Here is a 17,512-nt window from a genome sequence, read left to right as displayed (position 1 = left end):
GTCTTCCTGCGGCCAGGCGACGCGCCTCCGGGCGCCCGGCCGATCAGCCGTCCTGCGCCAGCAGCCGGATCCAGTGGCCGGTCGAGGCGTCCTGCGACGCGACCGCGCCCGTGGCATCGGGCGCGCCCAGCTCATGCACGATGCGCTTGGCCAGCACCTTGCCGAATTCCACGCCCCATTGGTCGAAGGGATTGATGCCCCACACCACGCCTTGCGTGAACACCTTGTGCTCGTAGAGCGCCAGCAGGGCGCCGAGGGCCTGTGCCGTCAGGCGGGGCAACACGATGAGCGTGGAGGGGCGTCCGCCCGGATGGACCTTGTGACGCGCCAGGATGGCGGCGCGTCGGGCGTCGGGCTCGGTGCGCAGGGTTTCCTGCAGCGCCTCGTCATAGGACTTGCCGGCGAGCAGCGCCGCGCGCTGCGCGAGACAATTCGCCATCAGCATCCGGTGATGGGCCGCATAGCCGTGGTCGGGATGGCGGCAGACGATGAAGTCCACCGGGGCGCCTTCGGCGTCCTGGTGCAGCCACTGGAAGAACGTGTGCTGGCAGTCGGTGCCTGTCATGCCCCAGACCACGGGGCCCGTGGGCACGCCCGCGGGCGTGCCGTCGGCAGTGGCCGTCTTGCCCAGGGATTCCATCTCGAGTTGCTGCGCCCATGGCACCAGGTGCTGCAGCCGCGAATCGTACGGGGTGATGGCCAGCGAGCCATAGCCCAGCACGCTGCGATTGGCCACGCCGGCCAGCGCCATCTGCACCGGCGCATTGGCGGCGACGGGCGCGTGCAGGAAGTGCCGGTCCATGGCTTCGGCGCCGATAAGCAGCGCATCGAGCGCATCGCAGCCCAGCCCCAGCGCCGTGGGCAGGCTGATGGCCGACCAGAGCGAGTAGCGACCGCCCACCCAGTCCCATATGGGGAAGATGTGCTCGGGCAGCACGCCGAACTCGCGCGCCGCCGCGACGTTGGCCGTGACCGCCACGACCTGCCGCATCGGCTCGGCCACGCCGCCGTCGCGCAGCCAGTCCAGCGCCACGGCGGCATTGGCCAGGGGTTCGGTGGTGGTGAAGGACTTCGACGCCACGATCACCAGGGTTTCGCGCGGATCCAGGCCGGCCATCGCGTCGGCGATCTCGTGCGTATCGACGTTGGAGGCGAAGCGCACGTCGCGGCGCAGGCCGCCGTGGCGCAGCGCGCGCAGCGTGAGCCTCGGGCCCCAGTCGCTGCCGCCTATGCCCAGGTGCAGCACGGACTTGTATGCGCCACGGGCGTCGGCTGCCTGCACGAATCGGCGCAGACGCTCGCGCTCCTGCCGTATGGCGTCGGCCACCGCGGCCGGCGGTTCGCCGGCGCGCAGCGCAGTGTGCCAGGCGGGCCGGTCTTCGGTCCAGTTGACGTGCGCGCCTGCGAACAGCCCGGCACGGGCCGCGTCGAAGCCTTGCTGCGCGAGCAGGGCCGCGCCCGCCGCCTGGAGCGCAGGCGACTGCGGCTGCGTCGTCAGGTCGATCTCCAGGCCGGCCGCCTCGATGAGGCGCAGCGGCTGGCCGCGCCGCGGCGCCTCGCGTGCCGCGGTGGAAAAGGCCAGCCATGCGGGGCTGGCGGCGAGAGGCGTGGGCATCGGGCGGCGGTCAGAAGGGCAGTTTGGCTTCAGGCGCCAGCTTGAGCAGTTCGCGGCGGAAATCCGCCTGGATGCGGGCCAACGCGGCTTCGTCGTCGGCTTCGAAGCGCAATACCACCACGGGCGTGGTGTTGGACGGGCGCGCCAGGCCGAAACCGTCGGGATATTCCGCGCGCACGCCGTCGATGGTGACCACGCGGGTGGCGCCTTCGAAATTGCCGCTGGCCTGCAGCTCGCGGATCAGGGCGTGCGGCTGGCCTTCCTCCATCTCGAGCTTGAGTTCTGGCGTGGAGAGGGCCTGAGGCAGGGCCTCGAGCGCGGCCGAAGGATCGGTCTCGCGCGAGACGACCTCGAGCAGGCGCGCGCCGGTGTAGAGGCCGTCGTCGAAGCCGTACCAGCGCTCCTTGAAGAAGATGTGGCCGCTCATCTCGCCGGCCAGCGGAGCGCCGGTCTCGGCCAGCTTCGCCTTGACCAGGGAATGGCCGGTCTGCCACATGAGCGGCTTGCCGCCCGCAGCCTCGACGGCCAGGCCCACGTGGCGGCTGCACTTCACGTCGTAGATGATGGTTTCGCCGGGGCAGCGCTGCAGCACGTCGCGCGCCAGCAGGATCAGCTGGCGGTCGGGCCAGATGATCTGGCCGGACTTGGTGACCACGCCGAGGCGGTCGCCGTCGCCGTCGAAGGCCAGGCCCAGCTCGCAGTCGGTGCGTGCCAGGTGGGCGACGAGGTCTTCCAGGTTGTGCGGATCGGCCGGATCGGGATGGTGGTTGGGAAAGTTGCCGTCGACCTCGCAATAGAGCTCGTCGACCTCGCAGCCCAGCGCGCGGAACAGCTGCGGCGCTATCGCGCCGGCCACGCCGTTGCCGCAATCGATGGCGATCTTCATCGGGCGGGCCAGCTTCACGTCGCCCACGATGCGCGCGATGTACTCGGGCACCAGGTCGACCTGGCGGCACGTGCCGCGCTGCGCGGCCTCGGCGGCCTGCTCCATTTCCGGACGCAGCTGCTGCACTTCGTCGCCGTACAGCGCGCGGCCGGCCAGCATCATCTTGAAGCCGTTGTACTTGGGCGGGTTGTGGCTGCCCGTGATGGCCACGCCCGTGCCCGTGCCCTGTGTGTAGGCGGCGTAGTAGACCAGCGGCGTCGGCACCTGGCCGATGTCGAGCGCGTCGACGCCCCCGGCCAGCAGCCCGTCGATCAGCCCTTCGGACAGCGAGGCGCTGCTGAGCCGGCCGTCGCGGCCGACCACCACGGTGCCCACGCCGGCACGCCGCGCACGCGCAGCCAGCGCAAGGCCCAGGTGGCGGGCGAAGACCGCATCGATGAGGTCGGGCACGGTACCCCGGATGTCGTAGGCCTTGAATACGGAAGCGGGAAAACTCGACGGATTGCTCACGGAATGGTCCTTGTCGAAAAGTAGGCAGTCGTGGGGCGGTCTTCGTATAGCGGGCGGACCGCGCATGCGTCGGATTATCCTCGATTCGGCGGTCGTACGCGTGACGCGCGACGCGTAAAACGTGACGTAAAGTTGGCCCGTTCCTGGTGCGCCTGGCGCGCCATGTCGGTGCAGTGACGGGTATTCGCGCCCGCTGGCGAGGCGCGCGTCCACTGGCATGAAAATTGCATCTCGCAACTAGTGCTACGCTAATGCGAAATTCGAACGGGAGGTGGCCCATGGGTGCCAAAGCTTTGTTCGCGGCCGATTCCAGCGGCCGCGACAACCGTTCCCCCCTGCCGGGTGGCGAGCGGCGGCTCGACATTCCGGTGTACGCAGAGGCCGGCGGCATGGTCGAGGCCGGCCGCATCTGGGAACGGTCCGTGTGGCAGGACGCTGCGGTGCTGATCGCCGAATGCCCGGCGCCGCGCCTGGCGCCGTCCATCGCGGCGGCGCTGCGCACCGTGGCCGTATCGCTGGCGCGCGACCGCGGCTGGCAGGGTCTGGGCACCGTCTCGTTCTCCCTGGATTCCGACAGCGGCCAGTTTCGCGTGATGCAGGTCCAGCGCCCATGCCGCTATGCCGGCGCGCGGCCCACGCTCGAGCCGCTGGCACCCCATGTACTGGATCTGCAGATCGGCGCGCGTCGCGGGCACGCGCCGGCGGCGCATCTGCTGGTCTGCGGCAGCACGCGCGGCGACGCCCTGCGGCGTGCGTACTTCGCCGTTGCCCGCATGCGCGCCCTGCCCGCCGGCGAACGGGCGCTGCTGCTCGCGCGGCTGAATTCCCCCGCGTATTGCGCCGGCGTCACGGGCGCACGCCTGGCCCTGGCCTACGCGGAATCCCGGCTGCGCGCGCGGCGCTAGGTGTGATGTTCCAATAGGTTGTTCATCCGGAAGGATTTGGGAAACTGGAGTTCTCTACGCTTCAACCTCCCAACCCCAAGGCCCGGATGAACAGCCATAAGCATGCAGGATTGACAGCTCGAGGTCGAGCCCTGATGGTCGATCGCGTATTGACGCAAGGATGGAAGGTGGCCGCAGCCGCGCAGGCAGGGTAAGCGTGCGTACGGGCTATAAGTGGCTGGCACGTTTTCGTGCCGAAGGGCCGGGCGGTCTGGTCGACCGCAGTTCGCGGCCCGCCAGCAGCCCGCGCGCATATACGGCCAGTCGGTTGTCGCAGATCGAGGCGTTACGGCGCCAGCGGCGGACCTTTCGCCAAATTGCCGCTGCCGGCCAATGCAGCCTGGCCTTGTTGAGCCGGCATCTGAAGCGGGCAGGCCTGTCGCGGTTGAAGTCCCTGGATCCGGTGCAGCCCGTGCGTCGATACGAGCGCAGCGCCGCAGGCGAACTGCTGCACCTCGATACCAAGAAACTGGGCCGTATCCGGGGCGTGGGCCACCGAATCACGGGAGACCGGGCAAAGAATCGTAATCGGGGCATCGGCTGGGATCTGGTGCACTTGGCCATTGATGACCACTCGCGGGTGTCGTTTGCCCGCATCAGAGCCGATGAGTCAGGCCCCAGTTGCGCGCAATTCCTGCACGAGGCTGTGGCCTACTACGCCAGCCTGGGCGTGCGCATCGATCGGGTCATGACCGACAACGGCAGCGGCTACGTCTCGAAGGCCTTCAAAATGGCCTGCCAGGCACTGCGCGTACGCCACATCCGCACTCGGCCTTACACCCCCAAGACTAACGGCAAGGCAGAGCGCTTCGTGCAGACCAGCCTCAGGGAGTGGGCGTACGCCCACCCCTACCTCTCCTCTGCCCACCGCGAGGCCGCATTACAACCCTTCATCGACCGATATAACTGGCTTCGGCCACACTCCGCGTTGAACGACCTCCCGCCCATGAGCCGCATCCCGGCCATGAACAACCTCTTGAAACTTCACAGCTAGGTGGGCCGGCCCGGGGCTGCCGGGCTGCGGTATCGGGCTGGGATGCGGCCAGCCCGGGCAGGGCTGGCGCCATTGGCGTTCCCCTACAATAGGCGCTTCTGGACACGGGCCGGCTGCCATGCCGGCTTATGCGAGTACGCCTGCCATGACGCTGCTGAGCGAGTTGCAATCCCTCGTGGGCCAGGCCCACGTACTGACCGGCGAGGACGCCGAAACCTACCTGATCGATTGGCGCCGCCGCTACCAGGGCACGGCCATGGCCGTGGTGCGGCCCGGCTCCACCGAGGAGGTCGCCGGCGTGGTGCGCCTGTGCGCCCGGCACGGCGCGCCGCTGGTGCCCCAGGGCGGCAACACCGGCCTGTGCGGAGGCGCCACCCCCGACGCATCAGGCCGGGCAGTGGTGCTGTCCACTGCGCGCCTCAACCGCGTGCGCCACATCGACACCGACAACGACACCATCACCGTGGAAGCGGGCTGCATCCTGCAGGCCGTCCAGCAGGCGGCCGAGCAGGCCGGCCGGCTGTTTCCGCTCAGCCTGGCGGCCGAGGGCAGCTGCACCATCGGCGGCAATCTGGCCACCAATGCCGGCGGCACCCAGGTGCTGCGCTATGGCAATGCGCGCGAGCTGACGCTGGGGCTGGAAGTCGTCACGGCCGAGGGCGAGATTTGGCATGGCCTGCGGGGCCTGCGCAAGGACAACACCGGCTACGACCTGCGCGACCTGTACATCGGCAGCGAAGGCACGCTGGGGGTCATCACCGCGGCCACGCTCAAGCTCTTCCCCCGCCCGGTGGCGCGCTGCACCGCGCTGCTGGCCCTGCCCACCATCGATGCGGCGGTCGAACTGCTGTCGCGTGCACGTTCGGGCTTCGGCGCGGCCCTCACCGGTTTCGAACTCATGGCCGGGGATTGCCTGCAGGCTGTCGTCAAGCTGTTCCCCCAGCAGCGCCTGCCCTTCGAGGGCGACTCGGCGGCCGCGCCGTGGTTCGCGCTGCTCGAGCTGTCCGACAGCGAAAGCGAAGAGCATGCGCGCAGCCGCTTCGAGGCGGTGCTGGGCGCCGCGCTCGAGGACGGCCTGGCCACCGATGCCGCCATCGCCGGGAATCTGGCCCAGAGCAAGGCCATGTGGCACCTGCGCGAGAGCATCCCGCTGTCCGAGGCCGAGCTCGGCAAGTCGGTCAAGCACGACGTGTCCATCCCGATCTCGTCCATCGCCGCATTCGTGCACACCACCAACGCGCTGCTCCAGGAGCGCTTCCCGCAGGTGCGCAACGTGATCTTCGGCCACCTGGGCGATGGCAACCTGCACTACAACGTGGCGCGCGCGCCCGGCCAGACCGAGGCGGACCTGCTGGCACTGCAGCCCCAGATCTACGACGTGGTCCATGACAGCGTGCAGGCGCACGGCGGCTCGATCAGCGCCGAGCACGGCGTGGGCCAGCTCAAGCGCGACGAGCTGCCGCGCTACAAGAGCGCGGTGGAGCTGGCGCTGATGAAACGCATCAAGCGCGCGCTGGATCCGCAGGGGCTGTTCAATCCCGGCAAGGTCCTGCAGCCCTGAGACGCAGACATGGCCGCGCCGCACGTCCGGCACTATCGCGTGCTGATCGTCGAGGACGATCTCACCATTGCGGGGAACCTGTACGCCTACCTGGAGGCGCGCGGCTTCGTGCCCGACGTGGCCTACGAGGGCCACGCGGCCCTGTCGGTGCTGGCTGCGCAGGGGTTCGACGCCGTCGTGCTCGACGTGGGCCTGCCGGGGCTCGACGGATATGGGGTGGTGCATGCGATACGCCATGAACGCCGCCTCGACGTGCCGGTGCTGATGCTCACGGCGCGCGACGGCCTGGACGACAAGCTGGCGGGGTTCGCCCATGGGGTCGACGACTATCTCACCAAGCCGTTTGCGCTGGCCGAGGTCGAGGCCCGTCTGCTGGCATTGATCCATCGCGCCCGCGGCGACGTGGTCACGGCGGTGCGCAGTTTCGGCACGCTGCAGCTCGACAGTCGGACGCGGGTGGTGAGCGTTGCGGGCAAGCCGGTGCGCCTGGCGCGCAAGTCGGTGGCCATACTCGAGATCCTGCTGCGCGATCCCGGCCGCGTCGTGTCGCGCGACGAGCTCGAGGCTGCATTGTGGGCCGGCGAAGCGCCGTCCCCGGATGCGCTGCGCAGCCAGCTGCACCTGTTGCGGCGCGCGCTGGCCGAGGCCGGCTTCGACGGCATCGAGACCGTCCATGGCGCCGGCTGGCGCCTGGCCGAAGACGGCCCATGAGCATCAGTCCGCGCGGGACTCTCACCCAGCGCGTGGTGTGGGCGCTGACCGGTTCGGTGGCGCTGTTCGTCACCGCCCTGGCCCTGCTGGCGTACCTCACGTTCGACCAGATGGAGGACGATCTCGTCAACGACATCCTCACCACCGAGACCGGGCGGCTGACGCAGCACATCGCCATGGGCGACGATCCCGGCCCGGTGGGCGCCATGCGCGAGCTGGGCGGCGCCATGCGCGCCTGGATGGTGGCGCCGGCCGGTTCCCCGGACGTCCTGCCCGAGCCGCTGCGCGGGCTCGAGCCGGGCCTGCATCTGCTCGAGCCCGGCATGGAGACCTGGCATGTGCGGGTGGCCGACACGGCAGGCGGGCGGCTCTACGTGCTCTACGACGCCACCGACAACGAGGCGCGCGTGCGCGCCTTCGGGTGGGTCGTCCTGGCCGTGGGCGCCATCTGCCTGGTAGCGGCCTACGGCATGTCGCGGCGCGTGGCCCGCGTGGCCGTCGGCCCGCTGGTGGACCTCACCCGCAGGCTCAGCACCTGGGCGCCCGGCGCGCCGGACCTGGCCGTCACCCGCGACGACGAAGCGGGCCGCCTGATGGAGGCCTTCAATCGCGTGCAGACCCAGGTCGAGCGCTCCATCGCGCGCGAGCGCGAATTCGCGGCCAACGTCAGCCATGAGGTCCGCACGCCGCTGGCGGCCATCCGGTCCGATGGGGAAATGATGTTGCTGGATCCCGCGCTCCCGCAGGCGCAGCGCATGCGGATCGAGCGCGTGGTGGACAACGTCGACGCGATCTCTGCGGCGCTGGAAAGCGCGCGCGCCATGGCCAGCGACCAGCCGGGCCGTACCGAGGCGGTGTACCTGGCCGCCTGCATGGACGATGCCTGGCGCGGCTTCGAGGACGCCGCGGCGGCAGCCGGCGTGACGTTCCGCAACGGCATCCCGGCGAACGAAGTGCGGGTGCTCGACCGCTACGCGCTGCTCGTGGTGCTGCGCAACCTGGTGCGCAACGCGATCGAGCACGCGGCGCCCGCGGCGCTGCGGGCCTCGCTCGAGCGCGACGGCGTGCTGGCGCTGCGCGACAACGGCCGGGGCATTCCTGCGGCCGAGCTGCCGTTCGTCTTCGAGCGCTACTACAGCGGCCGCCTGCGCGACTCCGCGGCAGCCGCGCCGGCGGGCAGCATGCCGCGCGGCCTGGGATTGGCCATCGCCAAGCGTGTCTGCGACATGCATGGCTGGCGGCTGGACGTGGATTCGGCCGTAGAGGGGCCGCAGCGCGGCACCTGCTTCACGCTGCGCCTGGGTTGAACCGCCTCGCCGTGTTGCAGGCGGATTTCACGCAAATTCGACGCCCCGGGCCCTAAGCTACGACGTTTTCCCGAGAATAGAGCAACGTATGACGCAATCTTCCGCGCCTGCCGCGCGCGGCATGCCGTGCCGCCTTACCCTGCGTTTCATCGTGGCGGTCCTGGTCATGCTGACCCTGAGCCGGCTGGCGCTCTCGTTCTGGCTCTGGGATCGGGTCCACGCCGCCGGCGGGCTCTGGCCGGTGATGCTGGGCGGGCTGCGCATCGACCTGTGCCTGCTGGCCATGGTCGTGGCCGTGCCGGCGGTGCTGGGCCCCTGGGTGGGCCACCGGCCCCTGGCCGCGCGGTTGATGGCCTGGTGGTTCCGCGTGTGGTGGATGCTGTTCGTGCTGCTCGAGGTGTCCACGCCGCAGTTCATCCTCGAGTACGACACGCGCCCGAATCGCCTGTTCTTCGAGTACCTCGTGCATCCCCGGGAAGTGTCCGCCATGCTCTGGGAGGGCTACAAGGGGGTGCTGGCGGCCGCCGCCCTGGTGCTGGTCGCGGCGGCCTGGCTGTCGGTGCGCCTCTTTCCCACGCACCTGAAGGACGCGCCGATGCGCTGGTGGAAGCGGCCGATCGCGTCCGTCCTCATCCTGGCCGTGGTGGTGCTGGCTGCACGGGGCACGTTGGCGCATCGCCCGCTGAACCCGGCAGTGGTGGCCTTCAGCAGCGACGCCATGGTCAACACGCTGGCGCTGAACTCGCTCTACAACGTGTTCGACGCCGCCTATCGCATGCGCGACGAGCGGTCGTCGGCGGCGTTGTACCCCGAAATGGCGGAAGACGAGATGCAGCGCATCGTCCGGGCCTCCGCCGGCTTCGCCGACCCGCCGCTGGACCCTGCGCTGCCCAGCCTGCATGCGCAGCGCGCCACGGTGCGCCGCGACAAGCCGCTCAACCTGGTCATCATCCTGCAGGAGAGCCTCGGCGCGCAGTACGTGGGGAGCCTGGGAGGCCGCAACCTCACCCCCCACATCGACCGGCTGGCCCGTGAAGGCTGGATGTTCAACCGGGCCTATGCCACGGGCACCCGCTCGGTGCGCGGACTGGAGGCAGTCACGGCGGGCTTCCTGCCTACCGTGGCCGAGGCGGTCCTCAAGCTGCCACGGTCGCAGCGCGGCTTCTTCACCCTGGCCGATCTGCTGGGTCGCCATGGCTACCATTCGCGCTTCATCTACGGGGGCGAGGCGCACTTCGACAACATGCGCGGCTTCTTCCTGGGCAACGGCTTCAACCAGGTCATCGACCGCGGCAACTTCGAGAACCCGGTCTTCGTCGGGTCCTGGGGGGCCTCCGACGAAGACATGTTCACCCAGCTCGACAAGGCATTGCGCGCCGACGGCGAGCGTCCGACCTTCACGCTGGCCTTCTCGGTGAGCAACCATTCGCCGTGGGAGTATCCTGCCGGCCGCATCCAGCCCGACGGAAACCCGGCAACAGTGGAAAACACCGTGCGCTATGCCGACTGGGCCATCGGCGACTTCTTCGAGAAGGCCCGCAAGGCGCCATACTGGGACAACACGGTGTTCCTCGTCATCGCCGACCACGACTCGCGCGTCTGGGGCGCCAACCTGGTGCCGGTGCGCCATTTCCAGATCCCCGCGCTGATCCTCGGCGGGAGCATCGCGCCGCGCAGCGACGACCGTATCGTGAGCCAGATCGACATGGGGCCCACGCTGCTGTCGCTGATCGGCCTGGACAACACCAACCCCATGCTGGGGGCCGACCTCACCCAGCGCGATCCGAACCGCGCCATCATGCAGTACGGCGACAACTTCGCTTATCTCAAGGGCGACCAGCTGGTGGTCATCGAGCCGCGCAAGCCGCCGCACCAGTACCGGTATACGCGCCGGCCCTACGACCAGGAAGACGGATACCAGGAATCCCCCGTAGACCCGGTGCTCGAGAAAGAGGCGCTGGCGCATGCGCTGTGGCCGAGCTGGGCGTATCGGGAAGAGCGCTACAAGCTGCCGGAGGGGGTGAAGTAGCGCCGCGGCATGCGAGGCGCAAAGCGCAGGGCGCCTTGCGCAAAAGCAGGACGGCCCGCATTCCGCGGGCCGTCCTGCCATGGGCTTGCCGCCCGTGCGCGATCAGGGTCGGGCCGGCATCACCGTGCCCACGCATTCGCCGAAGCCGATCCGCGGATAGCCGTCCTTCACGCATTCGGCGCGGATGATGACCTGGTCGCCGTCCTGCAGGAAGGTGCGCTGCTCGCCCCAGGGCAGTTCCAGGGGGCGCTTGCCGCCGTCGGTGAGCTCGAGCAGCGAGCCGGCCTCCTCGGGCCTGGCGCCGGACAAGGTGCCGGTGCCCAGCAGGTCGCCGGGTTGCAGGTTGCAGCCATTGACGGTGTGATGCGTGACTAGCTGGGCCACGTTCCAGTAGGCGTCGCGGAAGTTGCTGCGGGAGAGGCGCACGGGCGGCTGCTTGCCGGCGCGCGATTTCTCGGTGCTGAGCAGCACTTCCATCTGCACGTCCAGCGCGCCGCCCGCGCGGTTGGCGGCGTCGTCGAGGTAGGGCAGGGGCTGCGGGTCGGCGGCGTCGCGGGTCCAGGCCGCGCGGAAGGGCGCCAGCGCTTCCAGGCTTACCACCCACGGCGAGATCGTGGAGGCGAAGTTCTTGGCCAGGAACGGGCCCAGGGGCTGGTATTCCCAGGCCTGGATGTCGCGGGCGGACCAGTCATTGAGTATGCACAGGCCGAACACATGGGATTCGGCATCGGGCAGCGGGATGCGCTCGCCCTGGGCATTGCCCTGGCCGATGAAGATGCCGAGCTCCAACTCGTAATCGAGACGCTTGCACGGCCCGAACTGCGGCGCTTCGCCTTCCGCGGCGGGACGCTGCTGGCCGACGGGGCGCGGGAACGCCTGGTTCACGCCCACGCTGGACGCGCGGCCGTGATAGCCGATCGGCACCCACTTGTAGTTCGGCAGCAGGGGATTGTCGGGGCGGAACTGCTTGCCGACGGCGGTTGCGTGGTGCACCGAAATGTAGAAATCGGTGTAGTCGCCGATGCGGGCCGGATTGGCGTATTCGGCCTCGGACTGCGGTACCAGCAGCGGCTCCGCCTGGGCCTGCAGCGGCGATCCCTGGCGCAGCGCGCGCGACAGCGCCAGGCGCAGCGCGCTCCAGTGGGCCGGCGTCAGGGCCATCAGGGGATTCAGCGTTTCCGCCACGCAGGCGGCCAGTGCCTGGGCGGCCGGTCCGTCGAACGGTTGCAGCGCAGCCAGGGCGGCGAGGTCTAGGATCTGGTCGCCGATGGCGACGCCCGGCCGGAAGGCCTGCCCGCTGCCCCGGCGCCGGAAAGTGGCATAGGGCAGGTTCTGCAGCGGGAAGCCGGTGTCCGGCGTGTTGGCGCTCGCTACCCAGCTCCGCAGGGAGGGGTCGTGGGTTTCGTTCAACAGGCTCATGGGGTCTGGATGTCTCGTGTCGTTCTGGATTCAGGCGGCGTCGGGCCGGAAATGCTTCTTCAGGCCCTGCCAGCATTGGTAGTAGTCGGCCTGGCGCTGCGGCGAGGCCAGGGCCTGTTCGGTGGGGCGGATCACGCGACGCGTCTCGAACATGAAGGCCATGGTATCGCGGATGTAGTGCGGCTTGCTGGTGTCGGCGTTGCTGGCCTTCTCGAAGGTCTCGGCATCCGGGCCGTGGCCGCTCATGCAGTTGTGCAGGCTGGCTCCGCCTGGGGCGAAGCCCTCCGCCTTGGCGTCGTACACGCCCTGGATCAGGCCCATGAATTCGCTGGCCACGTTGCGATGGAACCAGGGCGGGCGGAACGTATCCTCCATCGTGAGGATGCGCGGCGGGAAGATGGCGAAGTCCATGTTGGCAGTGCCCGGGGTGTCGGAGGGCGAAGTGAGCACCGTGAAGATGGACGGGTCGGGATGGTCGAAACTGATCGAGCCGATGGCATTGAAGCGGCGCAGGTCGTACTTGTATGGCGTGTGAGTGCCATGCCAGGCCACCACATCCAGCGGCGAATGGTCGATGCGGGCGCGCCAGAAGCCGCCGGTGAACTTGGCGATCAATTCGAAGTCGCCTTCCACGTCCTCGTACCAGGCATGCGGCGCCAGGAAGTCGCGGGCGTTGGCCAGGCAGTTCGAGCCGATCGGGCCCAACTCGGGAAGCCGCAGGGGCGCGCCGAAGTTCTCCAGCACGTAGCCCCGCGCCTCGGCATCCAGCAGTTCCACGCGAAAGCGTATGCCGCGGGGGATCACGGCGATCTCCAGCGGTTCGATGTCGACCAGGCCCAGCTCGGTGGCCAGCCGCAGCCGGCCCAGCTGCGGCACGATCAGCAGTTCGCCGTCGGCGTCATAGAAGAAGCGGCCCTGCATCGAGCGGTTGGCCGCATACAGGTGGATGCCCACGCCGCCGTGCTCCTCGGGCGAACCGTTGCCTCCCCAGGTGTGCATGCCGTCGACGAAATCGGTGGGCTGCGCCGGCAGGGGCAGGGGGCTCCAGCGCAGCTGGTTGGGCGTGACGGGCAGGCGCCCGAAATCGCTCAGCCAGCCGGCGGCTCCTGCGTACGGCTCGAAAGGCTGGTGCGTGACGCCCGGCCGGATGCGATAAAGCCAGGAACGGCGATTTTCGGCGCGCGGCGCCGTGAACGCCGTGCCCGACAGCTGTTCCGCATACAGGCCGTAGGGACATTTCTGGGGAGAGTTGCGGCCCGCCGGCAGGGCGCCGGGCAGCGCTTCGGTGGCGCAGCTGTTGCCGAATCCGGACTGGTATGTCGGTTCCATGGTTCCTCCTGTATCTGGACGATGGGCCGGGGCCCCGGGGCACGGTGCGTTCCTGCCGCGGTGTGGGAATTGAAGCTATTGTCGGCAATCCCATGACATACGGCTATGGGAATGCAAAAATACATCCTATAAATTTCATGAATAGTAGACCGCCATGCTCGATCCGCGCTCGCTGGACCTGAACCTGCTGGTGGTATTCCAGCATCTGCTCGAACTGCGCAACATCTCGGCCGTGGCGCGCCGCCTCGACCTGTCCCAGCCCGCCGTCAGTAACGCGCTGCGGCGCCTGCGCGATACTTTCGGCGACGATCTTTTCGTGCGCACCGGGCAGGGCATGCTGCCCACGCCGCTGGCCGAACGCATAGCCGGGCCGGTCGGCGAGGCGCTGTCGCTGCTGTCGGGTCTGGCTGAGGCCGGCGCCGGCTTCGACCCGGCAACCAGCCGGCGGCGCTTCCGGATTGCCATGACGGATGTCGGCGAGATCCATTTCATGCCCACGCTCATGGACATCTGCGCCCAGCGGGCGCCCGCGGTGCGCATCGATTCCGTGCGCCTGGCGGGGCCGGAGCTGCAGCGCGGCCTGGAATCCGGGGCCGTGGATGCCGCGGTAGGGGCCTTCGACGACCTGGGAGGCGAGATCGTGCAGCGCATGCTGTTCCGCCAGGGCTACATGACCTTGTTTCGCCACGGCCACCCGCAGGCGCACGCGGGCATGGGTTTGCGCGCATTCCGCGCGCAGCGGCACCTGGTGGTGTCCCGGGCGGCGCCCTATGGCCAGGTCAACCGGGCGCTGGAGGACGCCGGCATCGCGCTGCACGAACACTTCAGCGTGCCGCATTTCTCGGCGGTGCCTTATATCCTCAGCACCACCGACCTGCTGGCCACCGTGCCGGCCAAGCTGGCGGCCAGCGCCGCGCCGCGCTTCGGGCTGCAGATGCTGCAGCCCCCCGTGCGCGTGCCGGCGCTGCAGACCAACCTGTACTGGCACCGCCGGTTCCAGCGCGACGCCGGCAATGCCTGGCTGCGCGAACTGCTGGCGGAACGGTTTGCCGAGCCCTGAGCGCGTGGTCAGGCGCTGAGCCTGAAGGCGGCGCCGGGGTGATTGCTGCGCAGGCGAGATTCGGTATTCTCGATATGGTTGCGCGCGCATTGGCGCGCAAGCTCCGGGTCGCCGCGTTCTATGGCGCGATAAATCGTTTCGTGCTCGCGCTGCGCGTCGCTGCCGCGATTTGCCTCCGCAGAGCGGGTGCGCGATACCCGCAGATTATCTGCCAGCAGGCTGCTGAGAAAAATGAAGAACTCGATGTAGTGTTCGTTCCGGGTCGCTTCGGCGACGGCACGGTGGAATTTCAGGTCGGCCTCGACCCCGGCCGCCACATTATCCGACTCGATGGCGTAGGCCATTTCCGATAATGCCTCGCGCATGGCCGCCAGATCGGCCTCGGTGCGCCGCGCTGCGGCCAGCGATGCCGCTTCGATCTCGAAGCCCCGGCGCAGCTCCACGATGCTGAGTATCTGCACCAGGTTGCCTTCGTCGGCATGCATCCTCAGGACGGAAGGCCGGGTGGTGGCCTGGATGGCCAGCCCGCGGCCCTGCTTGCTGGAAACCAGCCCGTCTGCCTTCAGGCGCGATACGGCCTCGCGCAGCACGGTGCGGGAAACGCCCAGCCTTTCCGCAATCACCTGCTCGGGCGGGAGTATTTCGCCCACCTTGTATTGCCCGCTGGTGATCTCGTTGACCAGGATGGCGGCGATCCGGTCGGTGAGGTTGGCTTCTCCGCGTGCCGGGATATTGCGTTGCTTCTTCAATAATGCCATGGCGGCCTCGCATCCAATATATGAATTGTAGTACAAACCGCATGCCGGCCGCTCGCGCTTATTAATATGCAGATAATATGACCTGATTATTTAATTATAAAAAAACAGGCTGGAACGGGGTGCTGGCGTCCGTTTCATTTATCACACAAATGAAAGCGGAGGCCCGGCCCGCCGTCCGCTCGCGGCGCCGGATCCGCCGCCCTTCGCGGAGCTGTCCGCGCCTGGCCCGAGCGCCGGGGAGTATCCAAAGCGCCTCAAAGCGCACGTACGCAGCTGCGGCGGACACCGCGCTTCCCTGCCGGCTGGAATGCTCGTGCCTTTATACCAAAGCGCCGCACGGCACAATCCGTGATTTCGATGTACTTTGTCTTAATAAGATTATCCTACAATTATCTCGGCAGCCGGAGACGGAGCCTGTCCTCCCTACATCCCATGCAACGCAGTGCTGGAGACATGAATGCGATTCAGCGCGGACCATCTCGAATCCCTGGTGGACACCACCAGAGGCACCATCAGCCGGGAAATATTCGTCAATCCGGATATTTTCGAGCAGGAACTGGAGCAGATATTCGCCCGCTCCTGGCTGATGGTGGGCCACGAAAGCCAGATTCCCAAGCCGAATGATTATGTGGTCTCCCGCATGGGGCTGGATTCGGTGATCGTGACGCGCGACCCGCAGAACCAGATCCACGTCCTGCTGAACAGCTGCCGCCATCGCGGCATGAAGGTCTGCCGCTACGACCAGGGCAATGCCCGGTCGTTTACCTGCCCTTACCATGCCTGGAGCTATTCGATCGATGGTTCGCTGGTCGAGATGCCGGGCGAACTGGTCGGGGTGCCGGGATTCGAAGAACACTACAAAGGCGAGCTCGACAAGAAAGCATGGGGTCTCGTTCCCTGTCCCAAGGTAGTGAACTACAAGGGCACCATCTGGGCCAACTGGGATCCTGCCGCGCCGTCCTTCGAAGAATACCTGGGCGACATGCGCCTGTATCTGGACGCGGCGCTGGATCATCGCGACGGCAGCGAAGGCGGGTCCGAGATCCTGGGCGGCGTCCAGAAATGGCGCATGCCATGCAACTGGAAGTTCCCGCCCGAGAACTTCATCGGCGACCACTACCACGACATCAGCCATCGCTCGGTCAACCTGGTGGGCATCGGGCCGAGCGAAGGCAAGGGCCGCCGCGACAACACCGTTCCCAACATCATCATGGGTTTCCCGCACCTCGGCCATGGCGTCATCGGGCACCCGCCTCATTATGCCGAGCCGGAATACACGCCGCAGTTCACCCGTTATCCGGAACTGCAGCAGTATTTCCGCGAGCTGCACGAAGCGCGGGTGCGCAAGCTCGGCGACCGCATGCGCGTCCAGACGGGAGCAGCCACCATTTTCCCCAGCATGTCGTTCCACGGGCGCCAGCCGCGTACGCTGGCCGTCTTCCATCCCGTGAGCCCCACGGAAATGGAGATGTGGCGCTATTACCTGGTCGACAAAGACGCACCCGAGGCGGTGAAGGCCGCCATGCGAGCCTACTACCTGCGCTACTCCGGCCCGGGCGGCATGACCGAATCGGACGACGCCGAGAACTGGGGGTACGCCACCGACGCAAGCAAGGGCGTGATCGCACGCCGGTATGACTACAACTATCAGATGGGGATGGGACACGCGCGTCCGGTCGCCGGGTTGAAGGATGCGGTGGAAGGCGGCGATACCACCGAGGAGAACGCCCGCATCTATTACAGCCGCTGGAAGCAGCTGATGCAGGGCAAGAGCTGGGATGAGCTCATGGCCGGAGCGCGCGGCGCGGCGATGGAGGGCGCAAGATGAATGCGCAGCACACCCCCGAGATTGCGATGCTGCTGCTGGAGCGGGAGATCGAGCGGTTCTACTTCGCCGAGGCAGACCTGCTCGATGAACGCAGGTTCGCCGACTGGCTGGCCCTGTTCACCGACGACGTGCGCTACTGGATGCCGCTGGCCCGGAACGTGCAATACCGGCACAGCCAGGACGAATACAGCCGCGAAGGCGTGGACAACGCGTGGATCGACGAAGACAAGCGTACGCTCGGCCAGCGCGTGCAGCAGCTGGCCACCGGCATCCACTGGGCGGAAGAGCCGCGGTCGCGCATGTCGCACTTGATCACCAACGTTCGCATTCTCGACGCCGGTTCGCTCGGGCCTTCGCCCCAGGAGTTGAGCGTCAGGTGCCGCTTCCTGGTCTATCGCAACCGCATGGAGACGGAAGTCGACATCCTGGTGGGGAAGCGCCAGGACGTGCTGCGCCGCGTGGATGGCGAGTGGAAGATCGCCCGCAGGGAAATTTTCCTCGACCAGAACGTGTTGCTGGCAAAGAACCTGACCACCTTCTTCTGAGCCGACCAGGACCACC

Annotated in this window: 13 protein-coding genes and 1 pseudogene; 9 read left to right on the top strand and 5 right to left on the bottom strand. The window is 68.0% G+C overall.

Features of this window, described 5'->3' with window-relative positions; translation table 11 throughout:
- Positions 1-43: 43 nt before the first annotated feature.
- Positions 44-1,615 carry a glucose-6-phosphate isomerase gene (gene pgi, locus ACYBYQ_RS17460; protein WP_459615712.1) on the bottom strand — a complete coding sequence of 524 codons (1,572 nt, stop codon included), beginning with the start codon at positions 1,613-1,615 and terminating at the stop codon, positions 44-46.
- Positions 1,616-1,625: 10 nt separating this feature from the next.
- The gene (locus tag ACYBYQ_RS17455; protein ID WP_459615711.1) at positions 1,626-3,011 is read right to left on the bottom strand and encodes a phosphomannomutase/phosphoglucomutase; all 1,386 of its coding nucleotides are present in this window, start codon (positions 3,009-3,011) and stop codon (positions 1,626-1,628) included.
- Between the two features lie 278 nt (positions 3,012-3,289).
- Between ACYBYQ_RS17455 and ACYBYQ_RS17450 the strand changes: the two genes are divergently transcribed.
- The 6 genes and pseudogenes from ACYBYQ_RS17450 to ACYBYQ_RS17425 all read left to right on the top strand — a co-directional run bounded on the left by ACYBYQ_RS17450 (position 3,290) and on the right by ACYBYQ_RS17425 (position 10,557).
- Positions 3,290-3,916, top strand: coding sequence for a BPTD_3102 family carboxylase-like protein (locus ACYBYQ_RS17450; RefSeq protein WP_459615710.1), 627 nt, complete (start codon positions 3,290-3,292; stop codon positions 3,914-3,916).
- Between the two features lie 86 nt (positions 3,917-4,002).
- Positions 4,003-4,949 (top strand): annotated as a pseudogene (locus ACYBYQ_RS17445) (IS481 family transposase).
- Positions 4,950-5,094: 145 nt separating this feature from the next.
- Positions 5,095-6,510: an FAD-binding oxidoreductase gene (locus ACYBYQ_RS17440; protein WP_459615709.1), complete on the top strand. Its 1,416-nt coding sequence runs from the start codon at positions 5,095-5,097 to the stop codon at positions 6,508-6,510.
- A 9-nt stretch (positions 6,511-6,519) separates the two neighbouring features.
- Entirely contained in the window at positions 6,520-7,221 is a 702-nt protein-coding gene (locus ACYBYQ_RS17435; protein ID WP_459615708.1) for a response regulator transcription factor, read from the top strand.
- Positions 7,218-8,528 carry a sensor histidine kinase gene (locus tag ACYBYQ_RS17430; protein ID WP_459615707.1) on the top strand — a complete coding sequence of 437 codons (1,311 nt, stop codon included), beginning with the start codon at positions 7,218-7,220 and terminating at the stop codon, positions 8,526-8,528. The genes ACYBYQ_RS17435 and ACYBYQ_RS17430 overlap by 4 nt, the downstream gene beginning before the upstream one ends.
- 88 nt (positions 8,529-8,616) lie before the next feature.
- A complete protein-coding gene (locus tag ACYBYQ_RS17425; RefSeq protein WP_459615706.1) occupies positions 8,617-10,557 on the top strand; it encodes an LTA synthase family protein in 1,941 nt (646 codons plus the stop codon).
- A gap of 102 nt (positions 10,558-10,659) precedes the next feature.
- Here the strand turns inward: ACYBYQ_RS17425 and fahA are convergent, their stop codons facing one another.
- The gene (gene fahA / locus ACYBYQ_RS17420; RefSeq protein WP_459615705.1) at positions 10,660-11,976 is read right to left on the bottom strand and encodes a fumarylacetoacetase; all 1,317 of its coding nucleotides are present in this window, start codon (positions 11,974-11,976) and stop codon (positions 10,660-10,662) included.
- Positions 11,977-12,006: 30 nt separating this feature from the next.
- The gene (gene hmgA / locus ACYBYQ_RS17415) at positions 12,007-13,305 is read right to left on the bottom strand and encodes a homogentisate 1,2-dioxygenase (RefSeq protein ID WP_459615704.1); all 1,299 of its coding nucleotides are present in this window, start codon (positions 13,303-13,305) and stop codon (positions 12,007-12,009) included.
- Between the two features lie 154 nt (positions 13,306-13,459).
- Here hmgA and ACYBYQ_RS17410 point away from each other — a divergent pair, with 154 nt between their 5' ends.
- Complete coding sequence (locus ACYBYQ_RS17410; RefSeq protein WP_459615703.1) at positions 13,460-14,365, top strand: LysR family transcriptional regulator; 906 nt, start codon at positions 13,460-13,462, stop codon at positions 14,363-14,365.
- An 8-nt stretch (positions 14,366-14,373) separates the two neighbouring features.
- On the opposite strand, the gene ACYBYQ_RS17405 is transcribed toward ACYBYQ_RS17410, so the two are convergent.
- Entirely contained in the window at positions 14,374-15,123 is a 750-nt protein-coding gene (locus ACYBYQ_RS17405; RefSeq protein WP_459615702.1) for a FadR/GntR family transcriptional regulator, read from the bottom strand.
- A 457-nt stretch (positions 15,124-15,580) separates the two neighbouring features.
- Here ACYBYQ_RS17405 and ACYBYQ_RS17400 point away from each other — a divergent pair, with 457 nt between their 5' ends.
- Both ACYBYQ_RS17400 and ACYBYQ_RS17395 read left to right on the top strand, forming a co-directional pair.
- Complete coding sequence (locus tag ACYBYQ_RS17400; RefSeq protein ID WP_459615701.1) at positions 15,581-16,951, top strand: aromatic ring-hydroxylating oxygenase subunit alpha; 1,371 nt, start codon at positions 15,581-15,583, stop codon at positions 16,949-16,951.
- On the top strand, positions 16,948-17,496 hold the full coding sequence (locus tag ACYBYQ_RS17395) for a 3-phenylpropionate/cinnamic acid dioxygenase subunit beta (protein WP_459615700.1): 549 nt from the start codon (positions 16,948-16,950) through the stop codon (positions 17,494-17,496). The genes ACYBYQ_RS17400 and ACYBYQ_RS17395 overlap by 4 nt, the downstream gene beginning before the upstream one ends.
- The last annotated feature ends 16 nt before the right edge of the window (positions 17,497-17,512 follow it).

Source organism: Bordetella sp. 2513F2, assembly GCF_054642735.1.
The sequence above is the reverse complement of the archived record's forward strand: the minus strand, read 5'-3'. Positions and strand labels throughout refer to the sequence as shown.

Excerpts from the sequence above, each read along its gene's own strand:
- pgi (WP_459615712.1), bottom strand. The coding sequence starts at position 1,615 with ATGCCCACGCCTCTCGCCGCCAGCCCCGCATGGCTGGCCTTTTCCACC.
- ACYBYQ_RS17450 (WP_459615710.1), top strand. The coding sequence starts at position 3,290 with ATGGGTGCCAAAGCTTTGTTCGCGGCCGATTCCAGCGGCCGCGACAAC.
- ACYBYQ_RS17440 (WP_459615709.1), top strand. The coding sequence starts at position 5,095 with ATGACGCTGCTGAGCGAGTTGCAATCCCTCGTGGGCCAGGCCCACGTA.
- ACYBYQ_RS17435 (WP_459615708.1), top strand. The coding sequence starts at position 6,520 with ATGGCCGCGCCGCACGTCCGGCACTATCGCGTGCTGATCGTCGAGGAC.
- ACYBYQ_RS17430 (WP_459615707.1), top strand. The coding sequence starts at position 7,218 with ATGAGCATCAGTCCGCGCGGGACTCTCACCCAGCGCGTGGTGTGGGCG.
- ACYBYQ_RS17425 (WP_459615706.1), top strand. The coding sequence starts at position 8,617 with ATGACGCAATCTTCCGCGCCTGCCGCGCGCGGCATGCCGTGCCGCCTT.
- fahA (WP_459615705.1), bottom strand. The coding sequence starts at position 11,976 with ATGAGCCTGTTGAACGAAACCCACGACCCCTCCCTGCGGAGCTGGGTA.
- hmgA (WP_459615704.1), bottom strand. The coding sequence starts at position 13,305 with ATGGAACCGACATACCAGTCCGGATTCGGCAACAGCTGCGCCACCGAA.
- ACYBYQ_RS17410 (WP_459615703.1), top strand. The coding sequence starts at position 13,460 with ATGCTCGATCCGCGCTCGCTGGACCTGAACCTGCTGGTGGTATTCCAG.
- ACYBYQ_RS17405 (WP_459615702.1), bottom strand. The coding sequence starts at position 15,123 with ATGGCATTATTGAAGAAGCAACGCAATATCCCGGCACGCGGAGAAGCC.
- ACYBYQ_RS17400 (WP_459615701.1), top strand. The coding sequence starts at position 15,581 with ATGCGATTCAGCGCGGACCATCTCGAATCCCTGGTGGACACCACCAGA.
- ACYBYQ_RS17395 (WP_459615700.1), top strand. The coding sequence starts at position 16,948 with ATGAATGCGCAGCACACCCCCGAGATTGCGATGCTGCTGCTGGAGCGG.